The organism is Micromonospora marina, assembly GCF_900091565.1.
Classification (GTDB): Bacteria; Actinomycetota; Actinomycetes; order Mycobacteriales; family Micromonosporaceae; genus Micromonospora; species Micromonospora marina.
The window spans coordinates 137,573-158,108 of record NZ_FMCV01000001.1; the positions used below are offsets into that span (position 1 = coordinate 137,573).

The 20,536-nt window shown below is 72.3% G+C and carries 19 protein-coding genes and 2 tRNA genes; 8 read left to right on the top strand and 13 right to left on the bottom strand.

Annotated elements, in window-relative coordinates:
- Positions 1–939, bottom strand: coding sequence for a ribose-phosphate diphosphokinase (locus GA0070215_RS00640; RefSeq protein ID WP_091040894.1), 939 nt, complete (start codon positions 937–939; stop codon positions 1–3).
- A 64-nt stretch (positions 940–1,003) separates the two neighbouring features.
- On the opposite strand from GA0070215_RS00640, the gene glpK reads away from it, so the two are divergent.
- Positions 1,004–2,488 carry a glycerol kinase GlpK gene (gene glpK, locus GA0070215_RS00645; protein WP_026267719.1) on the top strand — a complete coding sequence of 495 codons (1,485 nt, stop codon included), beginning with the start codon at positions 1,004–1,006 and terminating at the stop codon, positions 2,486–2,488.
- A 3-nt stretch (positions 2,489–2,491) separates the two neighbouring features.
- Here glpK and GA0070215_RS00650 read toward each other — a convergent pair whose 3' ends face one another.
- Entirely contained in the window at positions 2,492–3,325 is an 834-nt protein-coding gene (locus GA0070215_RS00650) for a phosphoribosylaminoimidazolesuccinocarboxamide synthase (protein WP_018784753.1), read from the bottom strand.
- A gap of 123 nt (positions 3,326–3,448) precedes the next feature.
- Between GA0070215_RS00650 and GA0070215_RS00655 the strand changes: the two genes are divergently transcribed.
- Positions 3,449–4,774, top strand: coding sequence for an ABC transporter substrate-binding protein (locus GA0070215_RS00655; protein ID WP_018784752.1), 1,326 nt, complete (start codon positions 3,449–3,451; stop codon positions 4,772–4,774).
- A 41-nt stretch (positions 4,775–4,815) separates the two neighbouring features.
- Here the strand turns inward: GA0070215_RS00655 and GA0070215_RS00660 are convergent, their stop codons facing one another.
- Positions 4,816–5,064 (bottom strand): hypothetical protein, encoded by a 249-nt coding sequence (locus tag GA0070215_RS00660; RefSeq protein ID WP_018784751.1) that lies wholly within the window; start codon positions 5,062–5,064, stop codon positions 4,816–4,818.
- A 102-nt stretch (positions 5,065–5,166) separates the two neighbouring features.
- On the opposite strand from GA0070215_RS00660, the gene GA0070215_RS00665 reads away from it, so the two are divergent.
- A complete protein-coding gene (locus tag GA0070215_RS00665) occupies positions 5,167–6,699 on the top strand; it encodes an MFS transporter (RefSeq protein ID WP_091040896.1) in 1,533 nt (510 codons plus the stop codon).
- Complete coding sequence (locus GA0070215_RS00670; RefSeq protein WP_026267717.1) at positions 6,686–7,261, top strand: TetR/AcrR family transcriptional regulator; 576 nt, start codon at positions 6,686–6,688, stop codon at positions 7,259–7,261. Before GA0070215_RS00665 ends, GA0070215_RS00670 begins: the two co-directional genes overlap by 14 nt.
- Before the next feature lie 38 nt (positions 7,262–7,299).
- Here the strand turns inward: GA0070215_RS00670 and GA0070215_RS00675 are convergent.
- From GA0070215_RS00675 to GA0070215_RS00700, 6 genes are all read right to left on the bottom strand, one after another.
- Positions 7,300–7,376 (bottom strand) — tRNA-Met (locus GA0070215_RS00675).
- A 115-nt stretch (positions 7,377–7,491) separates the two neighbouring features.
- Positions 7,492–7,565: transfer RNA gene (locus GA0070215_RS00680), tRNA-Met, on the bottom strand.
- 50 nt (positions 7,566–7,615) lie between these two features.
- Complete coding sequence (locus tag GA0070215_RS00685) at positions 7,616–8,542, bottom strand: hypothetical protein (RefSeq protein WP_091040898.1); 927 nt, start codon at positions 8,540–8,542, stop codon at positions 7,616–7,618.
- Entirely contained in the window at positions 8,532–9,041 is a 510-nt protein-coding gene (locus GA0070215_RS00690; protein ID WP_091040900.1) for a SigE family RNA polymerase sigma factor, read from the bottom strand. Before GA0070215_RS00690 ends, GA0070215_RS00685 begins: the two co-directional genes overlap by 11 nt.
- 145 nt (positions 9,042–9,186) lie before the next feature.
- On the bottom strand, positions 9,187–12,171 hold the full coding sequence (locus GA0070215_RS00695) for a UPF0182 family membrane protein (RefSeq protein ID WP_231394719.1): 2,985 nt from the start codon (positions 12,169–12,171) through the stop codon (positions 9,187–9,189).
- 127 nt (positions 12,172–12,298) lie between these two features.
- The gene (locus GA0070215_RS00700) at positions 12,299–13,312 is read right to left on the bottom strand and encodes a YlbL family protein (RefSeq protein ID WP_208600256.1); all 1,014 of its coding nucleotides are present in this window, start codon (positions 13,310–13,312) and stop codon (positions 12,299–12,301) included.
- 115 nt (positions 13,313–13,427) lie between these two features.
- Here GA0070215_RS00700 and GA0070215_RS00705 point away from each other — a divergent pair, with 115 nt between their 5' ends.
- Positions 13,428–14,699, top strand: a complete 1,272-nt coding sequence (locus tag GA0070215_RS00705) for a zinc-dependent metalloprotease (protein WP_081635901.1) — start codon at positions 13,428–13,430, stop codon at positions 14,697–14,699.
- Positions 14,700–14,882: 183 nt separating this feature from the next.
- Here the strand turns inward: GA0070215_RS00705 and GA0070215_RS00710 are convergent, their stop codons facing one another.
- Together GA0070215_RS00710 and GA0070215_RS00715 are read right to left on the bottom strand one after the other, a co-directional pair.
- Positions 14,883–15,488 carry a hypothetical protein gene (locus GA0070215_RS00710; protein WP_091040903.1) on the bottom strand — a complete coding sequence of 202 codons (606 nt, stop codon included), beginning with the start codon at positions 15,486–15,488 and terminating at the stop codon, positions 14,883–14,885.
- A 74-nt stretch (positions 15,489–15,562) separates the two neighbouring features.
- Positions 15,563–16,084: a M48 metallopeptidase family protein gene (locus tag GA0070215_RS00715; protein ID WP_091040904.1), complete on the bottom strand. Its 522-nt coding sequence runs from the start codon at positions 16,082–16,084 to the stop codon at positions 15,563–15,565.
- A 475-nt stretch (positions 16,085–16,559) separates the two neighbouring features.
- On the opposite strand from GA0070215_RS00715, the gene GA0070215_RS00720 reads away from it, so the two are divergent.
- The 3 genes from GA0070215_RS00720 to GA0070215_RS00730 all read left to right on the top strand — a co-directional run bounded on the left by GA0070215_RS00720 (position 16,560) and on the right by GA0070215_RS00730 (position 19,375).
- Complete coding sequence (locus GA0070215_RS00720) at positions 16,560–16,727, top strand: DUF5679 domain-containing protein (protein WP_007464795.1); 168 nt, start codon at positions 16,560–16,562, stop codon at positions 16,725–16,727.
- Between the two features lie 178 nt (positions 16,728–16,905).
- The gene (locus tag GA0070215_RS00725) at positions 16,906–18,018 is read left to right on the top strand and encodes a hypothetical protein (RefSeq protein WP_141708145.1); all 1,113 of its coding nucleotides are present in this window, start codon (positions 16,906–16,908) and stop codon (positions 18,016–18,018) included.
- A 10-nt stretch (positions 18,019–18,028) separates the two neighbouring features.
- Positions 18,029–19,375 carry an ABC1 kinase family protein gene (locus GA0070215_RS00730; RefSeq protein WP_091040909.1) on the top strand — a complete coding sequence of 449 codons (1,347 nt, stop codon included), beginning with the start codon at positions 18,029–18,031 and terminating at the stop codon, positions 19,373–19,375.
- 322 nt (positions 19,376–19,697) lie between these two features.
- Here GA0070215_RS00730 and GA0070215_RS00735 read toward each other — a convergent pair whose 3' ends face one another.
- Both GA0070215_RS00735 and GA0070215_RS00740 read right to left on the bottom strand, forming a co-directional pair.
- Positions 19,698–20,063, bottom strand: a complete 366-nt coding sequence (locus tag GA0070215_RS00735; protein WP_026267714.1) for a WhiB family transcriptional regulator — start codon at positions 20,061–20,063, stop codon at positions 19,698–19,700.
- A 132-nt stretch (positions 20,064–20,195) separates the two neighbouring features.
- Positions 20,196–20,450, bottom strand: a complete 255-nt coding sequence (locus tag GA0070215_RS00740; protein WP_018784738.1) for a hypothetical protein — start codon at positions 20,448–20,450, stop codon at positions 20,196–20,198.
- Positions 20,451–20,536 lie beyond the last annotated feature (86 nt).

Here is a 20,536-nt window from a genome sequence, read left to right on the forward strand (position 1 = left end):
TCAGGCGAACAGGGCGCTCACCGACTCCCCGTTGTGGATCCGCCGCATCGCCTCGGCCAGGGCCGGCGCCACCGACAGCACCTCCAGCTTCGGCACCCGCTTCTCCGCCGGGATCGGCACCGTGTTGGTGCAGACGATCTCCAGGACGCCCTCCTGCGCGCTCAGCCGCTCCAGCGCGCCGCTGGAGAACAGGCCGTGCGTGCAGGCCAGCCGGATCGAGCGGACCCCGCGCCCGCGCAGGTGCGAGATCAGCTCGATCACCGTGCTGCCCTTGGCGATCTCGTCGTCCAGCACGATCACCTCCCGGTCCGTCACGTCGCCGATGATCGTGCTGATCTGCACCCGGTCGTCGCTGTAGCGCTGCTTCGCACCGGCCGCGACAGGCGTACCGAGCATCCGGGCGAACGCGGCGGCCTCCTTGGCGTTGCCCAGGTCCGGCGAGACCACCACCGCGTTGCTCAGGTCGTACCCCTTGAAGTGGGCGGCCAGCTCGCGCAACGCGTGCAGGTGGTCCGCCGGGACGCTGAAGAAGCCGTGCACCTGCGGCGAGTGCAGCGTCATGGCCAGCACCCGGTGGGCACCGGCGGAGGTGAGCAGGTCGGCGACGAGCCGGCCGCCGATGGAGATGCGCGGCGCGTCCTTCTTGTCCGACCGGGCGTACGCGTAGTGCGGCAGCACCACGGTGATCCGCGCGGCCGACGCGCCCCGGGCCGCGTCGATCATGAGCAGCAGCTCGACCAGGTGCTCCTGCACCGGCGGCACCAGTGGCTGGATGAGGAAGACGTCGCGCTCCCGGCAGTTCGCCTGCAACTGCACCTCCAGGCAGTCGTTGGCGAACCGGGACACCCGTACCGGGTGCAGCGGGACGTGGAGGTGGGCGCAGATCTCGGCGGCGAGGTCGGGATGGGCCGACCCGCTGAACACGGCAATGTCACGCACGTCTGATGATCGTACGGGGCGCCGGAGGGAGGCGGTGGCCGCTCGCGGCGGGTACGGTGCTGCCGTGACCGCAGAGTTCGTCGCCGCCATCGACCAGGGCACCACGTCCTCGCGCTGCATCGTCTTCGACCGGGCCGGCGAGATCGTCACCGTGGCCCAGCGCGAGCACCGGCAGATCTTCCCCCGCCCCGGCTGGGTCGAGCACGACGCCGAGGAGATCTGGACGAACGTCGAGCACGTGGTGCGCGAGGCGCTGGCGAGCGCCGACATCGGCACCGAGATGCTGGCCGCGGTGGGCATCACCAACCAGCGGGAGACCACTGTGGTGTGGGACCGGGAGACCGGCCGCCCGGTGGCGAACGCCATCGTCTGGCAGGACACCCGCACCGGCCCGCTGCTGCGGGAGCTGACCGAGACGTACGACGAGGAGCGGCTGCGGGCCCGTACCGGCCTGACCCCTGCCACCTACTTCGCCGGGCCGAAGCTGCGCTGGCTGCTCGACCACAACGACGGGCTGCGCGAGCGCGCCGAACGCGGCGAGGTGCTGTTCGGCACCATGGACAGCTGGCTGATCTGGAAGCTGACCGGCCGGCACGTCACCGACGTGACGAATGCCAGCCGCACGATGCTGATGGACCTGGAGACGCTCGACTGGGCCCCGCAGCTGCTCGACGCGCTGCGGATCCCGGCCGCGATGCTGCCCGAGATCCGCAGCTCGGCCGAGGTGTACGGCACCGCCCGGGGGGTGCTGGCCGGGGTGCCGGTGGCGAGCGCGCTCGGCGACCAGCAGGCGGCGCTGTTCGGGCAGACCTGCTTCCAGCCCGGCGAGGCCAAGTGCACCTACGGCACCGGCAGCTTCCTGCTGCTCAACACCGGCGCCAGCCCGGTGCCGTCGCGGCACGGCCTGCTCACCACTGTGGCGTACCGGATCGAGGGCCAGCCCGCCGTGTACGCACTGGAGGGTGCCATCGCGGTCACCGGCTCGCTCGTGCAGTGGCTGCGCGACAACCTCGGCCTGATCTCCACCGCCCCGCAGGTCGAGGAGCTGGCCCGCACCGTCGACGACAACGGCGGCTGCTACGTGGTGCCGGCCTTCTCCGGCCTGTTCGCCCCGCACTGGCGCAGCGACGCCCGGGGCGTGATCGCCGGGCTGACCGGCTACATCACGAGGGGGCACCTGGCCCGCGCGGTGCTGGAGGCGTCCGCCTTCCAGACCCGGGAGGTGGTGGACGCGATGAACGCCGACTCCGACGTGGCGCTGCGCCGGCTGCGGGTCGACGGCGGGATGACCGGCAACGAGCTGCTCATGCGGTTCCTCGCGGACGTGCTGGACGTGCCGGTCGTGCGGTCCCGGATCACCGAGACGACGTGCCTCGGCGCCGCGTACGCCGCCGGCCTGGCCGTCGGGTTCTGGCCGGACCTGGCCACGCTGCGTGAGAAGTGGCGCTCGGACGCGCAATGGGAGCCGACGATGGACCCGGCGCACCGGGAGCGCGAGCTGCGCCAGTGGCGCAAGGCGGTCCGGCGCACGCTCGACTGGGTCGACTGAGCGTCAGTCCCAGCTGTTGCCGGTCAGCTTCTCGTACACCTCGACGTAGCGGGCCCGGGTCGCCTCGACGACCTCGACCGGCACCTCCGGGGCGGGCGGCTGCCTGTCCCAGCCGCTCGCCGTGGCCCAGTCCCGCACGTACTGCTTGTCGTAGGAGAACTGGGCGCGGCCCGGCTGGTACGACTCGGCCGGCCAGAACCGGGACGAGTCGGAGGTGAGCACCTCGTCGCCGAGGACGAGCGTGCCGTCCGCCGCCCAGCCCAGCTCCAGCTTGGTGTCCGCGATCAGGATGCCCCGCTCGGCGGCGATCTCCGCGCCGCGCCGGTAGACGTCGACGGTGATCTGCCGCAGCCGCTCGGCGACCTCCGGCCCGACCTTGTCCGCCACCTGCTCGTACGTGATGGGCTCGTCGTGTTCGCCGGTGGGCGCCTTGGTCGTCGGTGTGAAGATCGGCTCGGGCAGGATCGACGCCTCCACCAGGCCGCGGGGCAGCGGCACACCGCAGACCGAGCCGGTGCGCTGGTACTCGGCGAAGCCGCTGCCGGTCAGGTAGCCCCGGGCCACGCACTCGACCGGCACCATCTCCAGCCGCCGGCAGCGGATCGCCCGGCCGGCGAACTCGGCCGGCACGTCCGTCGCGGAGATCACATGGTTCGGCACCAGGTCGGCCAGCTGCTCGAACCACCACAGCGACAGCGCGGTGAGCAGGCGGCCCTTGTCCGGGATCGGGGTCGGCAGCACCACGTCGTAGATGGAGACGCGGTCGGTGGCGACCAGGATCAGGTCCTCGCCGTCGGCGTAGACGTCCCGGACCTTGCCCGAGTGCAGAAGTTCCACGGCGCTAGTACACCATGACCGGCGTGGGCCGCCGGGCGCGCCCACCAGCCGTCCCGCCCGGCGTTGACACCCGGCCGGGTACCGGTGAAATGATCCGTCCACCCCACCTTCGGAGAGAGACCCGTGCGCGCTCCGCAGTCCGTACCCCGTCCCGGGCTCGCCCGGCGACGGTTCCTCGGCGCGCTCACCGGGCTGCCGCTCGCCGCCGGCGGGCTGCCGCTGCTCGCCGGGTGCAGCCCGGAGGAGGTGGCCGCCGACGACGGCCCGATCGAGCTGTCCGTGTTCTGGTGGGGCGGCGCCCGCCGGGCCGCGGCCACCGAGCAGGCGCTGCGGCTGTACTCGCAGCAGAACCCGCGGGTCAGCTTCCGGGTCACCTGGCAGGGGCTGGGCGGCTACTACGACCGGATCGCCACCCAGGCCACCGGCGGGAACGCGCCGGACCTGTTCCAGATCGACGACACGGTGCTCGCCGAGTACGCCGGCCGGGACATCCTGCTCGACCTCACCCGGCACGTCGCCGACGAGCGGCTCGACCTGCGCGAGGTGCCGGAGCAGCTGGCCCGCTACGGCCGGGTGGACGAGCGCACGGTGGGCGTGCCGGCCGCGCAGACCAGCGCGGCGCTGGTGTTCAACCGCCGGCTGCTGCGCCGGCTGGGCCAGCCCGAGCCGCGCACCGGGATGTCCTGGAAGGAGTACGTGACCTGGGCCGCCCGGGTCACGCGCGCCTCCGGCAACCGGGTCGCGGGCACCATGGACGCCTCCGGCGACTATCGGGCGTTCTGGTTGTGGCTGCGCGGCCAGGGCCGCGAGCTGTACCGGGGTCGGCAGCTCGGTTTCAGCTCCGCCGAGCTGCTCGCCTGGTTCGAGTTCTGGGAGGTGGCGCGCTTCGACCGGGCCACACCGAGCGCCGCCCTGGTCGAGCAGGCCGACAGCGGCGAGCTGGCCCGCCAGCTCGTGGTCACCGGGCACACCGCTGCGTCCTTCGCCTGGTCGCACCAGCTGCCCGAGTTGCAGAACCTGACCGAGGACGAGCTGGGCGCGGTCGCCTTCCCGGGTACGCCCGCCGCCCAGTGGCCGCGCGCCTCGATGTACTGGGCCGGTTTCCGGGGGACCCGCCACCCGGAGGCGGTGGTGGACGTGCTCGGCTTCCTGACCACGAACGTGGCCGCCGGCCGGCTCCTCGGCGTCGAGCGCGGTCTGAACGCCAGCCGGCAGGTACGCTCGTTCGTCGTCGCGGAGGTGACCGGCCGGGCCGAGAAGCGCATGGCCGCGCTCGGCGCCGAGCTGGACGACCTGGCCGGCCCGTCGCCCGCACCACCGCCCAAGGGTCACGCCGAGGTGCGCACGCTGCTGATCGACGCGGCCGAGAGCATCCGCGGCAAGCGGTCCGGCGCCCGCACCGCGACCTCCCGCTTCATGGCCCAGGCGAACGCCGCGCTCGCCCGGTGACCCGCCCCACCCCGCCCGGCACGGGCGGGGCGGGCAGGGCGTCAGCGCGGGGGGCGGTTGCGCCGGTTGCGGGTGAGCAGCACCACCAGCAGGACGATGCCGCCGACCACCACGAGGCAGCAGAGCAGGCCGAGGAGCCCGAACCCGCCACGGGAGCGCCGGCGCGCCGCCTCCACCACGATCTCGCCGGTGCCCGACGACGCCCAGGCCGCGACCGGTACGAAGACCGAGAGCACGACCGTACCGAGGACCGCGCCCAGGCGGCCCCACCACTTGTTCCATGCAGACATGACCCCATCCTGGCCGAGACCCGCAACCGGGGCACGGCGGACCGGGCGGATGTCGCCGGGCACGACAAAATAGCCGTCCATTTGGACTGTTAAGGTTCCCTGGTGACCTCCACCCGGCCCTCGATCCCCGCACCGGCCCTCGCCGGAAAGCGGGAATGGGCAGCCCTCGTGGTACTCGTCCTCGTGGTCCTTCTCCTGGCCGTCGACGGGACCGTCCTCTACCTCGCGGTCCCGTCGTTGACGGCGGACATCGGGCCCACCGCGACGCAGATCCTGTGGATCGGGGACATCTACGCCTTCGTGCTCGCCGGGCTCCTGATCACGATGGGCAACCTGGCCGACCGGATCGGCCGCAAGCGGCTGCTGATGATCGGCACGGTGGGGTTCGGCTCGGCGTCCGTGCTGGCGGCCTTCGCCACCACCCCGGAAGTGCTGATCGCGGCCCGCGCGCTTCTCGGCCTGGCCGGCGCCACGTTGATGCCGTCGACGCTCTCCATCGTCCGGTCGATGTTCGCCGATCGCGCGCAGCGGGCCCGGGCCATCGCGCTCTGGTCGGCCGGGGCCACCGCCGGGGCCGCGCTCGGCCCGCTGGTGGGCGGCGCACTGCTGGAGCGCTTCTGGTGGGGATCGGTCTTCCTGATCAACGTGCCGGTGATGGTGCTGGCGCTGGTGGCCGGATGGCTGCTGCTGCCGGAGTCGAAGGGCGAGGCGCCGGCACGGATCGACGTCGGCTCCTCGGCGCTGTCCATCGTCACGATCGTCCCCCTCGTCCTCGCCCTCAAGCGCCTGTTCAGTGACGGCGCCGACGCCCTCACCGTGGCAGCCGCCGCGGCCGGGCTGCTGGCCGGATGGTGGTTCGTGCGGCGGCAGAACCGGCTGGAGGTGCCGCTGCTCGACGTCTCGCTGTTCAAGGTGCCGGCGTTCTCGGGCGCGCTGGCCGCCAACGTGCTGGCCATCTTCGGTTTCCTGGGGCTGCTGTTCTTCTTCTCCCAGTACCTCCAGCTGGTCCGGGGCTTCGGTCCCCTGCAGGCAGGCGTCGCCGAGCTGCCCGGGACACTCGCCGCGGTGCTCGTCGTGGCGCTGATCGGCATCCTGCTGTCGCGGCTGGGGGCGGGCCGCGCGATCGCGCTGGGACTGCTGGTCGCCGCCGTCGGGCTCGCCGTCATGGGCGCGAGCGTCGACCTCCGCAGTTACTGGGGCCTGGGCATCGGCCTCGCCGTCATCGGGCTCGGCATCGGTGTCGCCATGACACTCTCGACGGACGCCGTCGTCGGCGCCGTCCCGGAGCGACGCGCGGGCGCCGCGTCGGCGGTGGCCGAGACGGCGTACGAGCTGGGCGGAGCGCTCGGCATCGCCGTCCTCGGCTCGTTGCACGGGCTGCTCTACCGCTCGTCGCTGACCCTCCCCGCCGGGACCACCGCCGCCGATCGGGCGCTGGCGGAGGACTCCCTGGCCGCGGCCGTGTACGGGTCACCGTCGCCCGGCGTCGTGGCCGCGGCGCAGGACGCCTTCGCCCAGGCGATGCAGTCCGCCACCTTCGTCGCCGCCGTGATCCTGGTCGGCGCCTCGGTGGTGGCCTGGAGGATCATCCCCTCCGAGCCCGTGCCTGCCGGAGGTGTCCGTGCCGAGCACTGAACGTCGTCCGGTCCGCGATCGCGCACGTACCCGGCGGGCCGTGCTGGACGCCGCCGAACGGGTGATCACGCAGCACGGCGCCAAAGTCAGCCTGGCCGCCATCGCCCAGGAGGCGGGTGTCACCAAGAGCGGCCTGATGCATCACTTCCCCTCCCGCGAGGACCTGTTCGCCGCCCTGGTCGAGCACGTGATCATCCGCTTCCGGGAGGAGGTGGACGCCCACGTCGACCCCGGCGACGACCGGCCCGGCGCCTTCACCCGCGGCTACGTGCGCGCCCTCACCGGAGACAGCGCGTACCTGGCGGAACTGGGCAGCGCCACCGGCCTGCTCGCGCAGCTCGGCATCGACAGCATGGAACACGTGCTCGCGGTGGACCCCGAGGACCCGGCGCGCTGGAACCGCGCCTTCGAGGCCGACGGCCTGCCGCCGGGCCGCGTCTGGGCCGTCCGGTACGCCGCGGAGGGAATCGCCATCGGCCTCGGCACCGCCTATGTCACCGACGAGCAGCTCCGGCTGGCCCGCGCGGAACTGCTCGCCCTCACCGAGACGTACCCGGAATGAGTTCAGGCCCGGAATCCGTGGATTCCGGGCCTGAACGGTGGTAGCGGGGACAGGATTTGAACCTGCGACCTCTGGGTTATGAGCCCAGCGAGCTACCGAGCTGCTCCACCCCGCGTCGGCTCGTACAGCTTATCGCACCCCGATCCTGGAGATCAGCCGGGTACCCGATCCCGCCGGCGTCGGGCGGAAACGGCGAAGGCCCCGGAGAAATCCGGGGCCTTCGTCACGAGTAGCGGGGACAGGATTTGAACCTGCGACCTCTGGGTTATGAGCCCAGCGAGCTACCGAGCTGCTCCACCCCGCGTCGGCTCGACAACCGTAGCGCACCGACAGGGGGAGGCGCAAAACGGGTACTCAGTCCAGCCACCGCCGGATCGCCTCGACCGCCCGGCGGCTGTCCGCGTCGAACTGGGCGCGCTGGGTCGAGGTGCTCTCCCAGCCCTGTTCCCACAGCACCGTCACCACGTCGCCGGAGCGCACCGCGCGTACCAGGTGCACCTCGTCCCCGCCGCTCGGATCACCGTTGGCGTCCCGGTACGGCGTCCGCGTCTCGAACAGCACCGACTCGTCCCCGTACCCGCTGTCGGGCAGCAGCCGCTGCCGCACCGTCACCGGCGGCGTGCCCCGGGCGGGCTGCTCGGGGCAGGCCCGCACCGCCGCGCGCAGCTCGGCCAGCGCGGCGCCGGCACCCCCGGCACGGTAGATCGTGATGCTGTGCCGGTAGGTGCCGGACGGCACCTCGTCCGCCGCCGCGCCGGTCCGGCGGTACGGCAGCGACCGGGCCCGCTGCGTCACCACCCGCTCGTCTCCGGGCGTCGCGCCGCACAGCGCCGGCAGGACCGGTCCCGGGCCGAAGTAGTTGCCCGTGCCGGCGTCGTTCGCGGCGGGCAGCACGAAGAACGCCCGGTCCGGAATGGTGACCGGGGTCGCCGCGGCCGGAGACGTGGTGGTCACGACCGGGCTCCGCGAGCCGGGGGTACGCCCGACCGACGGCGACGGCGTGGTGGGCGACGGGGCGACCGAGGGCGCGGCGGACGACGGCTGCGGGGTGGGCGTACCCGCGGGGGGTGGAACCGGATCGGGCCCCGGCCCGGCGGCGAGCACCAGCTGGCTTCCGGCCACCGTGCCCGCGACCAGCCCGGCGGCGGCCAGGACGGTGATCGCGGCGCGGCGCCGGGCCCAGCGGTCGGCGCTGCGGCGCAGCCGGTCCGGCGCCGGCAGGACCCGCTCGTCGGTGTCGGCGGCGAGGGAGCGGTAGTAGCGGTGCAGTTCACGCGACATCGTTGACCTCCAGCTCCTCGGCGGTGACACCGGGCAACAGCTCGGCCAGCCGGGCCCGTCCCCGGGACAGCCAGGACTTCACCGTGCCGGTGGGTACGCCGGCCTCCCGGGCGATCTCCTCCACCGGCAGGTCGAACAGGTAGTGCAGGGCGAGCGCCTGCCGGTGCCGGGTCGGCAGCTGCCGCAGCGCCGCGACCAGCAGCACGGTGTCCTCGCCGGGCGGTTCGACGTCGGGCGGCGGGCCGGTACGGCCGGCCGCGAGGCGCCACCCGCGCAGCCGCCGGAACCGGTCGGTCGCCAGCCGGCTGATCACCAGCCGCAGCCACGCCTCCGGCGCGGGATGGCAGGCGAGCTTCGCCCACTGCCGCCAGGCCCGGGCGTACGCCTCCTGCACGAGATCCTGGGCCTCGGCCGGGTCGCCCGCCACCGCGTAGCCGTACCGGACGGCCCGCCCCGACGTGCTGCGGTAGAAGTCGTCGAAACTGTCCGCGTCCCGCATGTGCCCTCCCGCCCCCACATGTTCACCTGCACTGTTGACGGCGCGGTGGGGTGCGGGGTTGCGGCCCGGGAGGTCGGTTTCACGACACGAGCCCGTGGTCCGGGTGACCGTTGCGGTCCCGGACCACGGGCTCGTCAGCTCGGCGTCAGCCGCCCGGTGTCGGCGCGGGCGACGTCGGCGCCGGTGGCGAGACGCTGCCCGACGGCGCCGGGTTGCCCGAGCCGTTCGCCGCGGCCTGGGCCTGCTGGAACGCGCTCATCGCCTCGTCCAGCGCCTTCAGCGCACGCCCGTACCGCTCGAAGTCGCCGGACGTCTGCGCGGCCTTGACCTCGGCGATCGCGGTCTGCACCCGGGCGGCCGCCTGGGCCAGCTCCCCGCTCATCGGCGGCGGCGTGTTGTTGTCGCCCCCGGTCGGCGGCGGCGGGTTGTCGTCGGTGCTGGGCGGCGGGTTGTTGTTCGGCGCCCGCTTGCCCTGGTCGACGAGCTGCTTGATGCCGTCGCTGAGGTTGTTGGCGAGCACCACGTACGAGCCGCCGTCACCGTAGGAGAGCAGCACCTTCTGCAACAGCGGGTACGCGTCCTGGCTGCTGCTCTTCACGTACACCGGCTCGACGTAGAGCATGCCGTCGGCGAACGGCAGCGAGAGCAGGTTGCCGTACTGCACCTGCGCCTGGTTGGAGGAGAGCAGGTTGAGCTGCTGCCGGATGTCGCCGTTGTTGGTCATCTGCTGGTGCACCTGCGTCGGCCCGGAGATCCGGGTCTGGTCCGGCAGCTCCAGCACCTCCAGCTTCGGCTGCCCGTCGACGTACGACCCGGACACCAGCGCGGCGAGGTTCTGCCGCCCGTTCGGGGTGACCGCCGAGGTCAGCTGGAAGCGTGGCCCGTCCTGCCCGGGGAACTGGGTGAACAGGTAGTACGGCGGTTGCTTCTGGTCGCTGTCCGGCGCGTCCGGCACGTTCGGCACCTGCCAGAAGTCCTGGCCGGAGTAGAAGTCGCCGGGGTCGGTGACGTGGAACCTGGTCAGCAGGTTGCGCTGCACCTTGAACAGGTCGACCGGGTAGCGGAAGTGCTCGGCCAGCTCGGCCGGGATGTCGCCCTTGGGCAGCACCAGATCGCCGCCGAACGCCTTGTTCCACGCCTTGAGCACCGGGTCGGTGTCGTCGTACGAGTAGAGCTTGACCGTGCCGTCGTACGCGTCGACAGTCGCCTTCACCGAGTTGCGAATGTAGTTGACGTTCTCCCGGGCGAGCTGGAACGTGCCCCGGCCGGTCAGCTCGTCGGCGGTCTCGGCCTGGAGGTTGACCCGCTCGGCGTACGGATAGGTCGCCGAGGTGGTGTAGCCGTCGATGATCCACAGGACGCGCCCGTCGACCACCGCCGGGTACGGGTCGCCGTCGAGCGTGAGGAACGGTGCGACCTTCTCCACCCGGTCGCGCGGGTTACGCACGTACAGCAGCTTCGAGTTCTCGTTGACCGCCTCGGAGAGCAGGAAGTTCGTCTCCTGCTCCTTGATCGCGTAGAGCAGCCGGCGCGGGAACGAGCCGATCTCGACGCCGCCCTCGCCGGTGTAGGTGTAGTACTGCTCGCCACCGGTGGAGGTGGGCCGGTCGAACTCGACGTTGCGGTCGCCGGTCTGCCCGACGATCGCGTAGTCGCTCTGCTCCATCCGCTCGCCGTAGTAGATCCGCGGCTGCTGGGCCGGGATCTCCTCGGTCGGCGCGGAGCACGCCTCCTGCGCCTTCTCGCCGAGGAAGCCGGAGACGAAGTACGGCTGGCCGCCGCACACCACCTGGTTCGCCGGGGCGGCCACCAGGCCGTACCCGTGGGTGTAGACGGTGTGGCGGTTGATCCAGTTGCTCTGCTGGTCGGTCAGCTCGCCGTAGTTGATCTCACGGACGCCGACCACGTAGTCGGAGGTCTTGTCGTTGGCCGAGTACCTGTCGATGTCCAGCTTCGAGCCGAAGTCGTAGAAGCCGCGGACCTGCTGAAGCTGCGTGTACGTCTCGGAGACGAGCTGCGGGTCGAGCAGCCGGATGTTCGACACCACCGAGGTGTCGGTGGCGAGGCTGGCGGGTGGAACGAGGTTGCTGGCCGCGTACGGTGTGGTCTTCGCACCCTCCAGGCCGAACGCGGACCTGGTGGCCTTGATGCTGCGTTCGATGTACGGCGCCTCCTTGTCCCGGGCGCTCGGCTTCACCTCGAAGGTCTGCACGGCCCACGGGTAGATGCCGCCGATCGCCACCGCGGAGACGCCCAGCAGGGCCAGCGAGATGCCCGGCCAGACCAGGTTCCGCATGACCGCGTTGGAGAACACGATGATCGCCAGCGCCACCAGGACGGAGATCCAGGCGAGGATCTCCTTCGCCGGGAGCAGCGCGTTCACGTCGGCGTAGCCGGCGCCGTAGAGCTTCGCGCCCTCGTTGTACTCCAGCAGCATGGCCCGCCGGTCCAGCACGTAGGCGACGGCCTTGAGCAGCACGAACACGGCGATCAGCGAGCTCAGGTGGGCGCGGGCGGCGTTCGTCATCCGGTCGCCGACGCCCTGCAGGCGCACGCCGCCGAAGATGTAGTGCACGGCGAGCGCGCCGAGCAGCGACAGCACCACGGCGGTGAAGCCGACGCCGAGCAGGTAGCGCCAGAACGGGAGTTGGAAGACGTAGAAGCCGACGTCGACGCCGAACTCCGGGTCCTTCACGCCGAAGTCGCCGCCGTTGCGGAACAGCAGCCACTGACCCCAGCGGCTCTGCGCGGAGAGGCCGGCGAACAGCCCGACGACGGCGGCGGCGAGCGTGATCCAGATGCCGAGCCGCGGGCTCAGCAGCATCCGGTAGCGCTCCAGCGTCGCCTGCTCGGCCGAGTGCGGACGCATCCTGGGCCGCAGCCGGTGGGCCAGCCAGAGGTTGCCGCCGACGAGCAGCGCCATGCCCACGCCGACGACGAGGAACAGCAGCAGGCGGGTGGTGAGCACGCCGGTGAAGACCTGGGTGTAGCGGACCTCGTCGAACCAGAGCCAGTCGGTCCAGGCGTTGACGCCCCAGCCGAGGAGGGTGAACAAGATGAACACCCCGATCAGGACACCGATGGTGACGCGTCCGCGCCGGCTCATCCTCGGCAAGGGACTGCTACGCATGACCACTGTTGGCTCCGCACGCTCGATGTGATCGGCTCCGACCAGGCACCAAGAGTACGGGGTGTTCCTGAGCACGTCGGGTCAAGGTCACGTCACGATCCGCCCGGTTACCGCCCCCCGGCCCGCCTCAGCAGCGCGTCGGCTGCCCCCCGGCCCGCAGCGTCTCGAGTGCCGTCAATGCCTCACCCAGCGTGGCGACCTTCAGCAGCGGCAGGTCCGGCTGCGGGTTGCGGACCGCTTCCGCGCAGTTGTCGGCGGGCACCAGGAACGCCTTCGCGCCCGCGTCCTTGGCGCCGACCAGCTTCTGCGCGATACCGCCGATCGGGCCGACGCGTCCCTCGTCGTCGATGGTGCCGGAACCGGCGATGATCTTCCCGCCGGTGAGATCGGCGGGCTCCAGTTTGTCGATGATGCCGAGCGAGAACATCAGCCCGGCGCTCGGCCCGCCGATGTCGCCCAGGTCGATCTTCAGGGTGAACGGGTGCGGCTGCTGCTGGTCGATCTCCACCCCGATGCGCGGCCGGCCGTCCTGCTCACTGCTGGTCACCGTGGCCGTACCGGGAGTGTCGCCACGGGTGTAGCCGATCGTCAGCGCGGTGCCCGCCGGCTTGGACCGGATCAGCTCGGTGAGCTTGGCCGCGCTCGTCACCGGCACCCCGTCGACCGATGTGACCACGTCGTCGGGCCGCAGCACGCCGACCGACGGGCCGCCCGGCGTGACCGCCTTGACCAGCACCTTGATCGGATAGCCCAGCTCGCGCAGCGCCGCCGTCTCGGCGCTGGTCTGCGAGTTCTGGAAGTCCTCCGTGTTGCGCTGCTCGACCTCCTCCTGCGACTCCCCCGGGGGGTAGACCAGTTCCCGCGGCACCACCGCCTCGTCCGCGGAGAACCATCCGGCCAGCGCCGACCGCAGCCGCACGGTCGGCTGCACACCGACGGTGGTGAGCCGGAGCTGACCGGCGGAGGTGGACGTCGCGCGGCCGGTCACCTGGATGACCTCCTTGCCGTCCTCACGGCCCAGCGTGTTCACCGTCGGACCGGGGCCGAGCACCACGTACGGCAGCGGCACGCTCAGCACGCCGACGCTGAGCAGTGCGGTGAGCAGGGCACCGAGCAGGACGGTCACGCCGCGACGTCTCATGCGCCAGAGCGTACCGATCCGTGCCCTGCCATCCGGCGCGGTGACCCGAGGACTTCGCCCTCAGCGCAACGCCGAGTGACACGACCTGCGGCGGGGCCCGCGTACCGTAGAGGTCGTGCCTGATATTCCGTTCGGCTTCGCGCTCCCGGGTGGTCAACCACCAGACCCCAACGATCCCGTGGCGATGCAGCAGTTCATGTCGCAGTTGCAGCACCTGCTCTCGGCGCCGGGCAGCGGGCCGGTCAACTGGGACCTCGCCCGGCAGGTAGCCGCCAGTCAGCTCGCCGCCGCCGGCGACCCGGCGGTGTCGCCGTTCGAACGCAACGCGGTCGAGGAGGCGCTGCGCATCGCCGACCTCTGGCTGGAGCCGTCGACCTCGTGGCCCTCCGGCATCCGCACCTCGGTCGCCTGGAACCGCAACGAGTGGATCTTCAAGACGCTCGACGTGTGGCGCAAGCTCTGCGACCCGGTGGCCAGCCGGATGGTCGGCGCGATGGGCGACCTGGTGCCGCCGGAGGCGCGCGCCCAGCTCGGTCCGATGCAGTCGATGGTCGCCACGCTCGGCGGCGCCCTCTTCGGCGGCCAGCTCGGCCAGGCGCTCGGCTCGCTCGCCGCCGAGGTGCTCTCCGCCGGTGACATCGGCCTGCCGCTCGGCCCGGCCGGCACCGCCGCGCTCGTCCCCGCCAACATCAAGGTGTACGGCGAGGGCCTGGAGCTGCCCGAGGACGAGGTACGCCTCTACGTGGCCCTGCGCGAGGCCGCCCACCAGCGGCTGTTCCAGCACGTGCCGTGGTTGCGCGGGCACGTCCTGACGGCGGTGGAGAACTACGCCGCGGGCATCCGGGTCAACCGGGAGGCGATCGAGGAGGCGATGGGCCGGGTCGACCCGACCGACCCGGAGTCGATGCAGGCGATCGCGCTGGAGGGCATCTTCACGCCGGAGGACACTCCCGCGCAGAAGGCGTCGCTGGCCCGGCTGGAGACCGTACTCGCCCTGGTCGAGGGCTGGGTCTGCCACGTCGTCGACAGCGCCGCCGGTGACCGCCTCCCCAACGTCGTACGGCTCGGCGAGGCGTTCCGCCGTCGCCGCGCCGCGGGTGGCCCGGCCGAGCAGACCTTCGCCGCGCTCGTCGGCCTCGAACTGCGGCCCCGCCGGCTGCGCGAGGCGACGGTGCTGTGGGCGGCGTTGACCGAGCACCGCGGCATCGCGGGCCGGGACGCGGTCTGGGGCCACCCGGACCTGCTGCCCTCCGACGACGACTTCGCCGACCCGGAGGCGTTCGCCAGGACGAGCACCGATCTCGACGACGAGCTGGCGAGTTTCGACTTCTCCGCCCCCGGCGCCCCGGAGGAGAAGTCCCCCGGCGAGGACGACGACAAGCGCTGACACGTACGCGACACGGGGCCCGCACGGATCACCGTGCGGGCCCCGCCCGCGTCCCCGCCCGTCGATCTTGGAGTTGCGGCGCTCAGCATGTCCTGAGTGTGGCGTCTGCCGGGCACCACAACTCCAAGATCGCAGAGGTTTCGGGCGGCGCGGGCGGGAGTTCCTCGATCGGCCGGCGGCGGGTCAGACGGGGCGGCCGGACAGCAGGGCGCGGGTGGCCTCCCAGCCCTCGACGGCCGGATCGAGGGCGGCCAGGTCGGCGGGGCCGCGCATCCGGTGCCAGCCGGCGGTGACCGCCACGTCCCCGGGGCTCGGTGCCGACCGCCGCACCTCGGCCGGCTCGGCAGTGCCCAGATCCAGCTCGGGCAGCCACGCCGGTACGGGCAGCCGCGCCGCCACTCCCAGCAGCCCGGCCCCGCCTCCCTCGACCGGGGCCACCGCCACCGGCCGGGTGGTCAGCGGGCGCAGCAGCTTACCGAGCGTCAGTCCCGGCACGTCCGGCGCGTCCGCCGCCACCACCGCCACCTGGTCGTAGCCGGCCGCCACCGCCGCGAACACCGCGTTCGGCGTCGGCGCGCTCACCTCGTACACACCGGTGCCGGGCCAGACCACGGCGTCGGCCAGCCATCGGTCCCGGGCGGTGACCGCGACGGCGGTCTCCACCTCGTTGAGCGTGGCGAGCAGGTCCACCACGTCCTCGGCGAGCGCGGTACGCCATCGCGCCGGATCGATTCCGGGCGGCGACCAGGTCACCGGGCCGAGCAGCGCCACCACCACACGTCGCGACATCCGCCGACCTTAACCCCACACCAGCACACGGGCGGAACACCGGAACAACTTCATGATCGACGCACGAAGGGGGTTCAGGGGATGGCGGCGGTGGCTGCCACGCCCTCCAGGTAGCCGCGGGCGCGCTCCGACCTCGGGTAGCGGGCGACCAGCGCCCAGAACTCGGCGTTGTGGCTGGGCACGATGAGATGGGCCAGCTCGTGCAGCAGCACGTAGTCGATCACCCAGTCGGGCATGTCCTGGACCCGGTGCGAGATCCGGATGGTGCGGTCGGCGGGCGTGCAGGAGCCCCAGCGGCCGTTCTGGTTGGTCACCCAGCGGACGCTCGCAGGCGCGGCGGCCGACCCGTGTTCGGGCAGGTAGAGGTCGATCAGGCGGGCGGCGCGGGCGAGCAGCTCGGCGTCCGAGCGGGCCAGCCGGCCCTCGCGGGCGGCGAGCCGGGCGAGCATCCGGTCGACCCACTCGCTCTCCTCGGCCCGGGAGAACTGGTCGGGGATCAGCACGACGACGCGCTCCCCGTCCCGGTACGCGGACACCGTGCGCCGCCGACGCTGGCTGCGCCGCACCTCGACCACGGGCTTCCGCGTCACGGCCATTACCGGTCCGCGCAGCCTCGGTTGACTGTCACGATGGAAAGCTAATGCGTTCTGACCAGGACTCCGCAAGAGTCAACACGACGACACGCGCCCGGAAAATGGCGGTTGATTGTCAGGAGTCCGGAAAAAATTCTTTGCGACGGTAGCTGACCATCACCTGACCGGCCCTGTTCACGTTAAGTGATCTACGACGAGTGACTACCGGCGGGGCCACGCGAAGCGGATCTGGGTGCATTCATCCGGCGTGTCCGCGCGAAACTGACTTATCCGACGTTACTCGGCATGCACACTCTCGACGTCGACTTGCTCACAGAGTCGGCGTACAGCTGACATGGAACCGCCCAGACCTGGGTAGGGTCCGCCAACCACGGTCAGGTGACTGACCGTGGAGAACCCCCCGGCGCCGGTGCCACGCGTGGGCCGCCGCAGGGAGACCCGCCGGGACACCTCCGGCGGACGAGACGAGGAGGCTACCGTGGCCGACCAGGCCCAGACCTACAACGGTTACTGCGTGAAGTGCAAGGAGAAGCGGGACTTCGAGGGGCACGTGGAGGTCTCGAAGACCGGCATGAACATGGCCAAGGGCAAGTGCCCGGTGTGCGGCACAACAGTGAACCGCATCCTGGGCAAGGCCAAGGTCTGACCCGTACGGCGGACATGGGGGAGGACGGCCGGTGGCCGTCCTCCCCCGTCGGGTAGCCGACAGGGTTACCGGCTGGTTGTGGAAAACCGGCGAGATCCTGTGGACAACGCTGGCCACGGCTCGCCACACCTGTGGATAACGAGCGACGGAGCGCTTGGAAACGGTCACGATCAGTGGCGTGACCGATCCGACTCCGCTCGTCCGTCCCGTCCTGCTGCCCGGCCTGACCCGGCTCTGGCGCGACCGGCACACGCTCCAGCTCGGCGAGCCGCCCGGCCGCGCGGTACTGCTGGAGATGTCCTCGCCGGGGACGGCCCGCCTGCTCGACCTGCTCGACGGCACCCGCAGCGAACGCGCGGTGCTGGCCGCGGCGGGCGCCGCCCGGGTTCCGCCCGACGAGGCACGCGCCCTGCTCGACACGCTCCGCGACGCCGGACTGGTGGTGCCGGCCCAGGCCCTGCTGCCCCGTGACCTGGCCGGAGCCGCCCGGGCCCGGCTGGCCGCCGAGGCCGCGGCGCTGGCGCTCGCGTCACCCGACCTGCCGGGCACACCGGCCCGGCTGCTGCGCCGCCGCCGTGCCGCCCGGGTGCTGGTCACCGGCACGGGACGCCTCGGCGCGGCGGTCGCCGTCGCGCTGGCCCAGGCCGGGGTCGGGCACGTCGTACCCGATCTGGCCGGGCCGGTCGGCGCCGGTGACCTGGTCGGGACCGGCCTGACCGCCGCGGAGTTGGGCCGTCCGCTGGCCCCGGCGGTACGCGCGGCGCTTCAGCGGTGCGCGCCCGCAACCGTCACCGGCCCGTCGCACGCGACCCGACCGGATCTGGTGGTCCAGCTCGGCGTGGACCGTCCGGCCGAGCTGCTGGCCACCGGGTACGCCCGCCGCCGTCAGCCTCACCTGCTGCTCGACCTGCGCGGCGGCGTACCGGTGATCGGTCCGCTGGTCCGCCCGCCCGCCGGTCCCTGCCTTCGCTGCCTCGACCTGCACCGCGGCGACCGGGATCCGGACTGGCCCGCGCTCGCCGCCCAGCTCGCCGCCGACCGGGGCGAGCGGGCCTGCGCCACCGCCACCGGGCTCGCCGCGGTGGCCTTCGCCACGGCCGAGGTGCTGGCCCACCTCGACGGCGCCCAGCCGGAGACACTCGGCGGCGCGGTGGAGATCCGCGGTCCCGGCCGGGTCCGCTACCGACGGTGGCCGCCACACTCCTCCTGCGGTTGCTGCCGGCGTCGCCCGATCCGGTCGGCCCCGGCCGCTACCCGCCGCACTGCAGCAGCGGAGGCCCCGAGTCGGTAACAATGGCCGGGTGACCGACATCCCGCGCCGGGCCGTGTCCCGCACCGCCAAACTCGCCGCCCTGCCGCTCGGGTTCGCCGGTCGAACCGTCCTCGGCATGGGAAAGCGGGTGACCGGCCTCGCGTCCGACGTCATCTCCGCCGAGATCCAGCAGCGCACCGCCGAGCAGTTGTTCAGCGTGCTCGGGCAGCTCAAGGGCGGGGCGATGAAGTTCGGCCAGGCCCTGTCGGTGTTCGAGGCGGCGCTGCCCGAGGAGGTCGCCGCCCCCTACCGGCAGGCGCTGACCAAGCTCCAGGAGGCCGCGCCGCCGCTGCCGGCGGCGACAGTGCACAAGGTGCTCGCCGAGCAACTCGGCCCGGACTGGCGCGACCGGTTCGTCTCCTTCGACGACACCCCGGCCGCCGCGGCGAGCATCGGCCAGGTGCACCGCGCGGTCTGGCGCGACCCCGGGTACGGCCCGAACGGCGGCCCGCTGCACCGGGACGTGGCCGTGAAGATCCAGTACCCGGGGGCCGGTGACGCCCTGCTCGCCGATCTCAAGCAGCTCTCCCGGCTCGGCGGCATGTTCCGGGCCATCCAGCCGGGGCTGGACGTGAAGCCGCTCCTGGCCGAGCTGCGCGAGCGCATCACCGAGGAGCTGGACTACGAACTGGAGGCGGAGTCGCAGCGGGCCTTCGCCGCGGCGTACGCCGACGACCCGGACATCTTCATCCCGGAGGTGCTCGACGCCGCGCCGCGGGTGCTGATCACCGAGTGGGTGGAGGGCATCCCGCTGTCCCAGATCATCCGGGAGGGCACCGAGGAGCAGCGCAACGAGGCCGGCCGGCTGATGGCCGAGCTGCACCTGTCCGCGCCGGAGCGGGCCGGGCTGCTGCACGCCGACCCGCACCCGGGCAACTTCCGGCTGCTCCCGGACGGGCGGCTCGGCGTGATCGACTTCGGGGCGGTGGCCCGGATGCCGCAGGGCACGCCTGAGCCGATCGGCCGGATCGCGGCGCTGGCGCTGCGCGGGGACGCCGAAGCGGTGGTGGACGGGCTGCGCGACGAGGGCTTCGTCAGCCGCACCGAGTCGATCGACGCCCCGGCGGTGCTCGACTTCCTCCGTCCGATGCTGGAGCCGATCGCCGCCGACGAGTTCCGTTTCACCCGGGCCTGGCTGCGCGCCGAGGCGACCCGGCTGGCCACCCCTCGCTCCCCCGCCTACCAGCTCAGCCGGCAGCTCAACCTGCCCCCGTCGTATCTGATGATCCATCGGGTCACGCTGGGTTCGATCGGGGTGCTCTGCCAGTTGGAGGCGAAGGCGTCCTACCGGTCGATCCTGGAACGCTGGCTACCAGGCTTCGCGCCGGTGGGCTGAGCGGGAGCGGACCGGCGAGCGGCACGGCGAAGGGGCGGTGACCTGTCGGTCACCGCCCCTTCCTCACTCGGTCGTGCTACAGGACGCCCAGGTCGCGGGCCGACCGGCTGCGACCCCGCATGGCGACGGTACGGGCGGAACGGGTTGCCTCAGTGCTCGTGGTGGTGCGACCGGCCTGAGGCCGGCGCATTCGGGCCCTGGACAACGCTTCGTGGAGTAGTTGCATCTCGAATCCGTTCGGCAGGTTCAGCATCAGAATTTCTCTCTCAGGTCGGCCGGTGGAGGGACACCGGCATCGGTTCGGGCTCGGAACGTAGGTGTGTCAGGCTGCCAGCCGGACGGAGTTCCGCGACTCGGACAGCCCGCTGGCCGCCAGTCGCGCCTCCGCCTCGACCCGGAGCTGCGCGTCACGGGCGAGGTCGGACTTGCGCGGACGGCCACGGGGCCGCTTGCGCGGGACGACCGCGCCACGCTCGAAGATCTCGCCGCCCCAGACGCCCCAGGGCTCGGCTCGCTCGACCGCACCGGCCAGGCACTCGACGCGCAGCGGGCAGTCCCCGCAGAGCGACTTGGCCAGCTCGAGCTCGGCGGGCGAGTCGGAGAACCACAGGTCGGGGTCGAACTTCCGGCAGGGCAGGTTCGCCTCCACCTCGACGCTCACGTCGAGTGGGGCCAACGCCAGACTCATCCTCCGGTCACCTCTCTCTCACTTCGATCTCGTGGATCGCATTCCGACGTACTTCGGCGGGGCAAAAAACTGAGGCCGCGGATCCCGGTATGCGGGTTCCGCGGCCTCGAGGTGAGCCGGTGGTCTGATGGATCAGACCGGTCTACCTCGAGGTGGAACGCCGCGGACATCCGTGCGCTTCTTGGCGCCATCGATGCCCTTGCCCGCGAAGCCGCTGGTCCCCTCGACTCCGGTGATCGGCGCGACGGTCAGATTCAGCTCGGCCTGAACCGGGACCTGGTGCACCTGCGGAGCCGACGGTCGAGCGGCGAGGGCCACCCGGACGGACGACAGCGGAGCGACGGCAGACGGCATCGCCGCAAGACGCTCACAGGTGAAGATCTCCATTGGTGCCACCTCCCTGACTCTCCTCGTGCGACCGTGGACTCATCCCCGTTGAGCAGCCAGAACGGCGCCGCTCGCGAGGTGTGCCA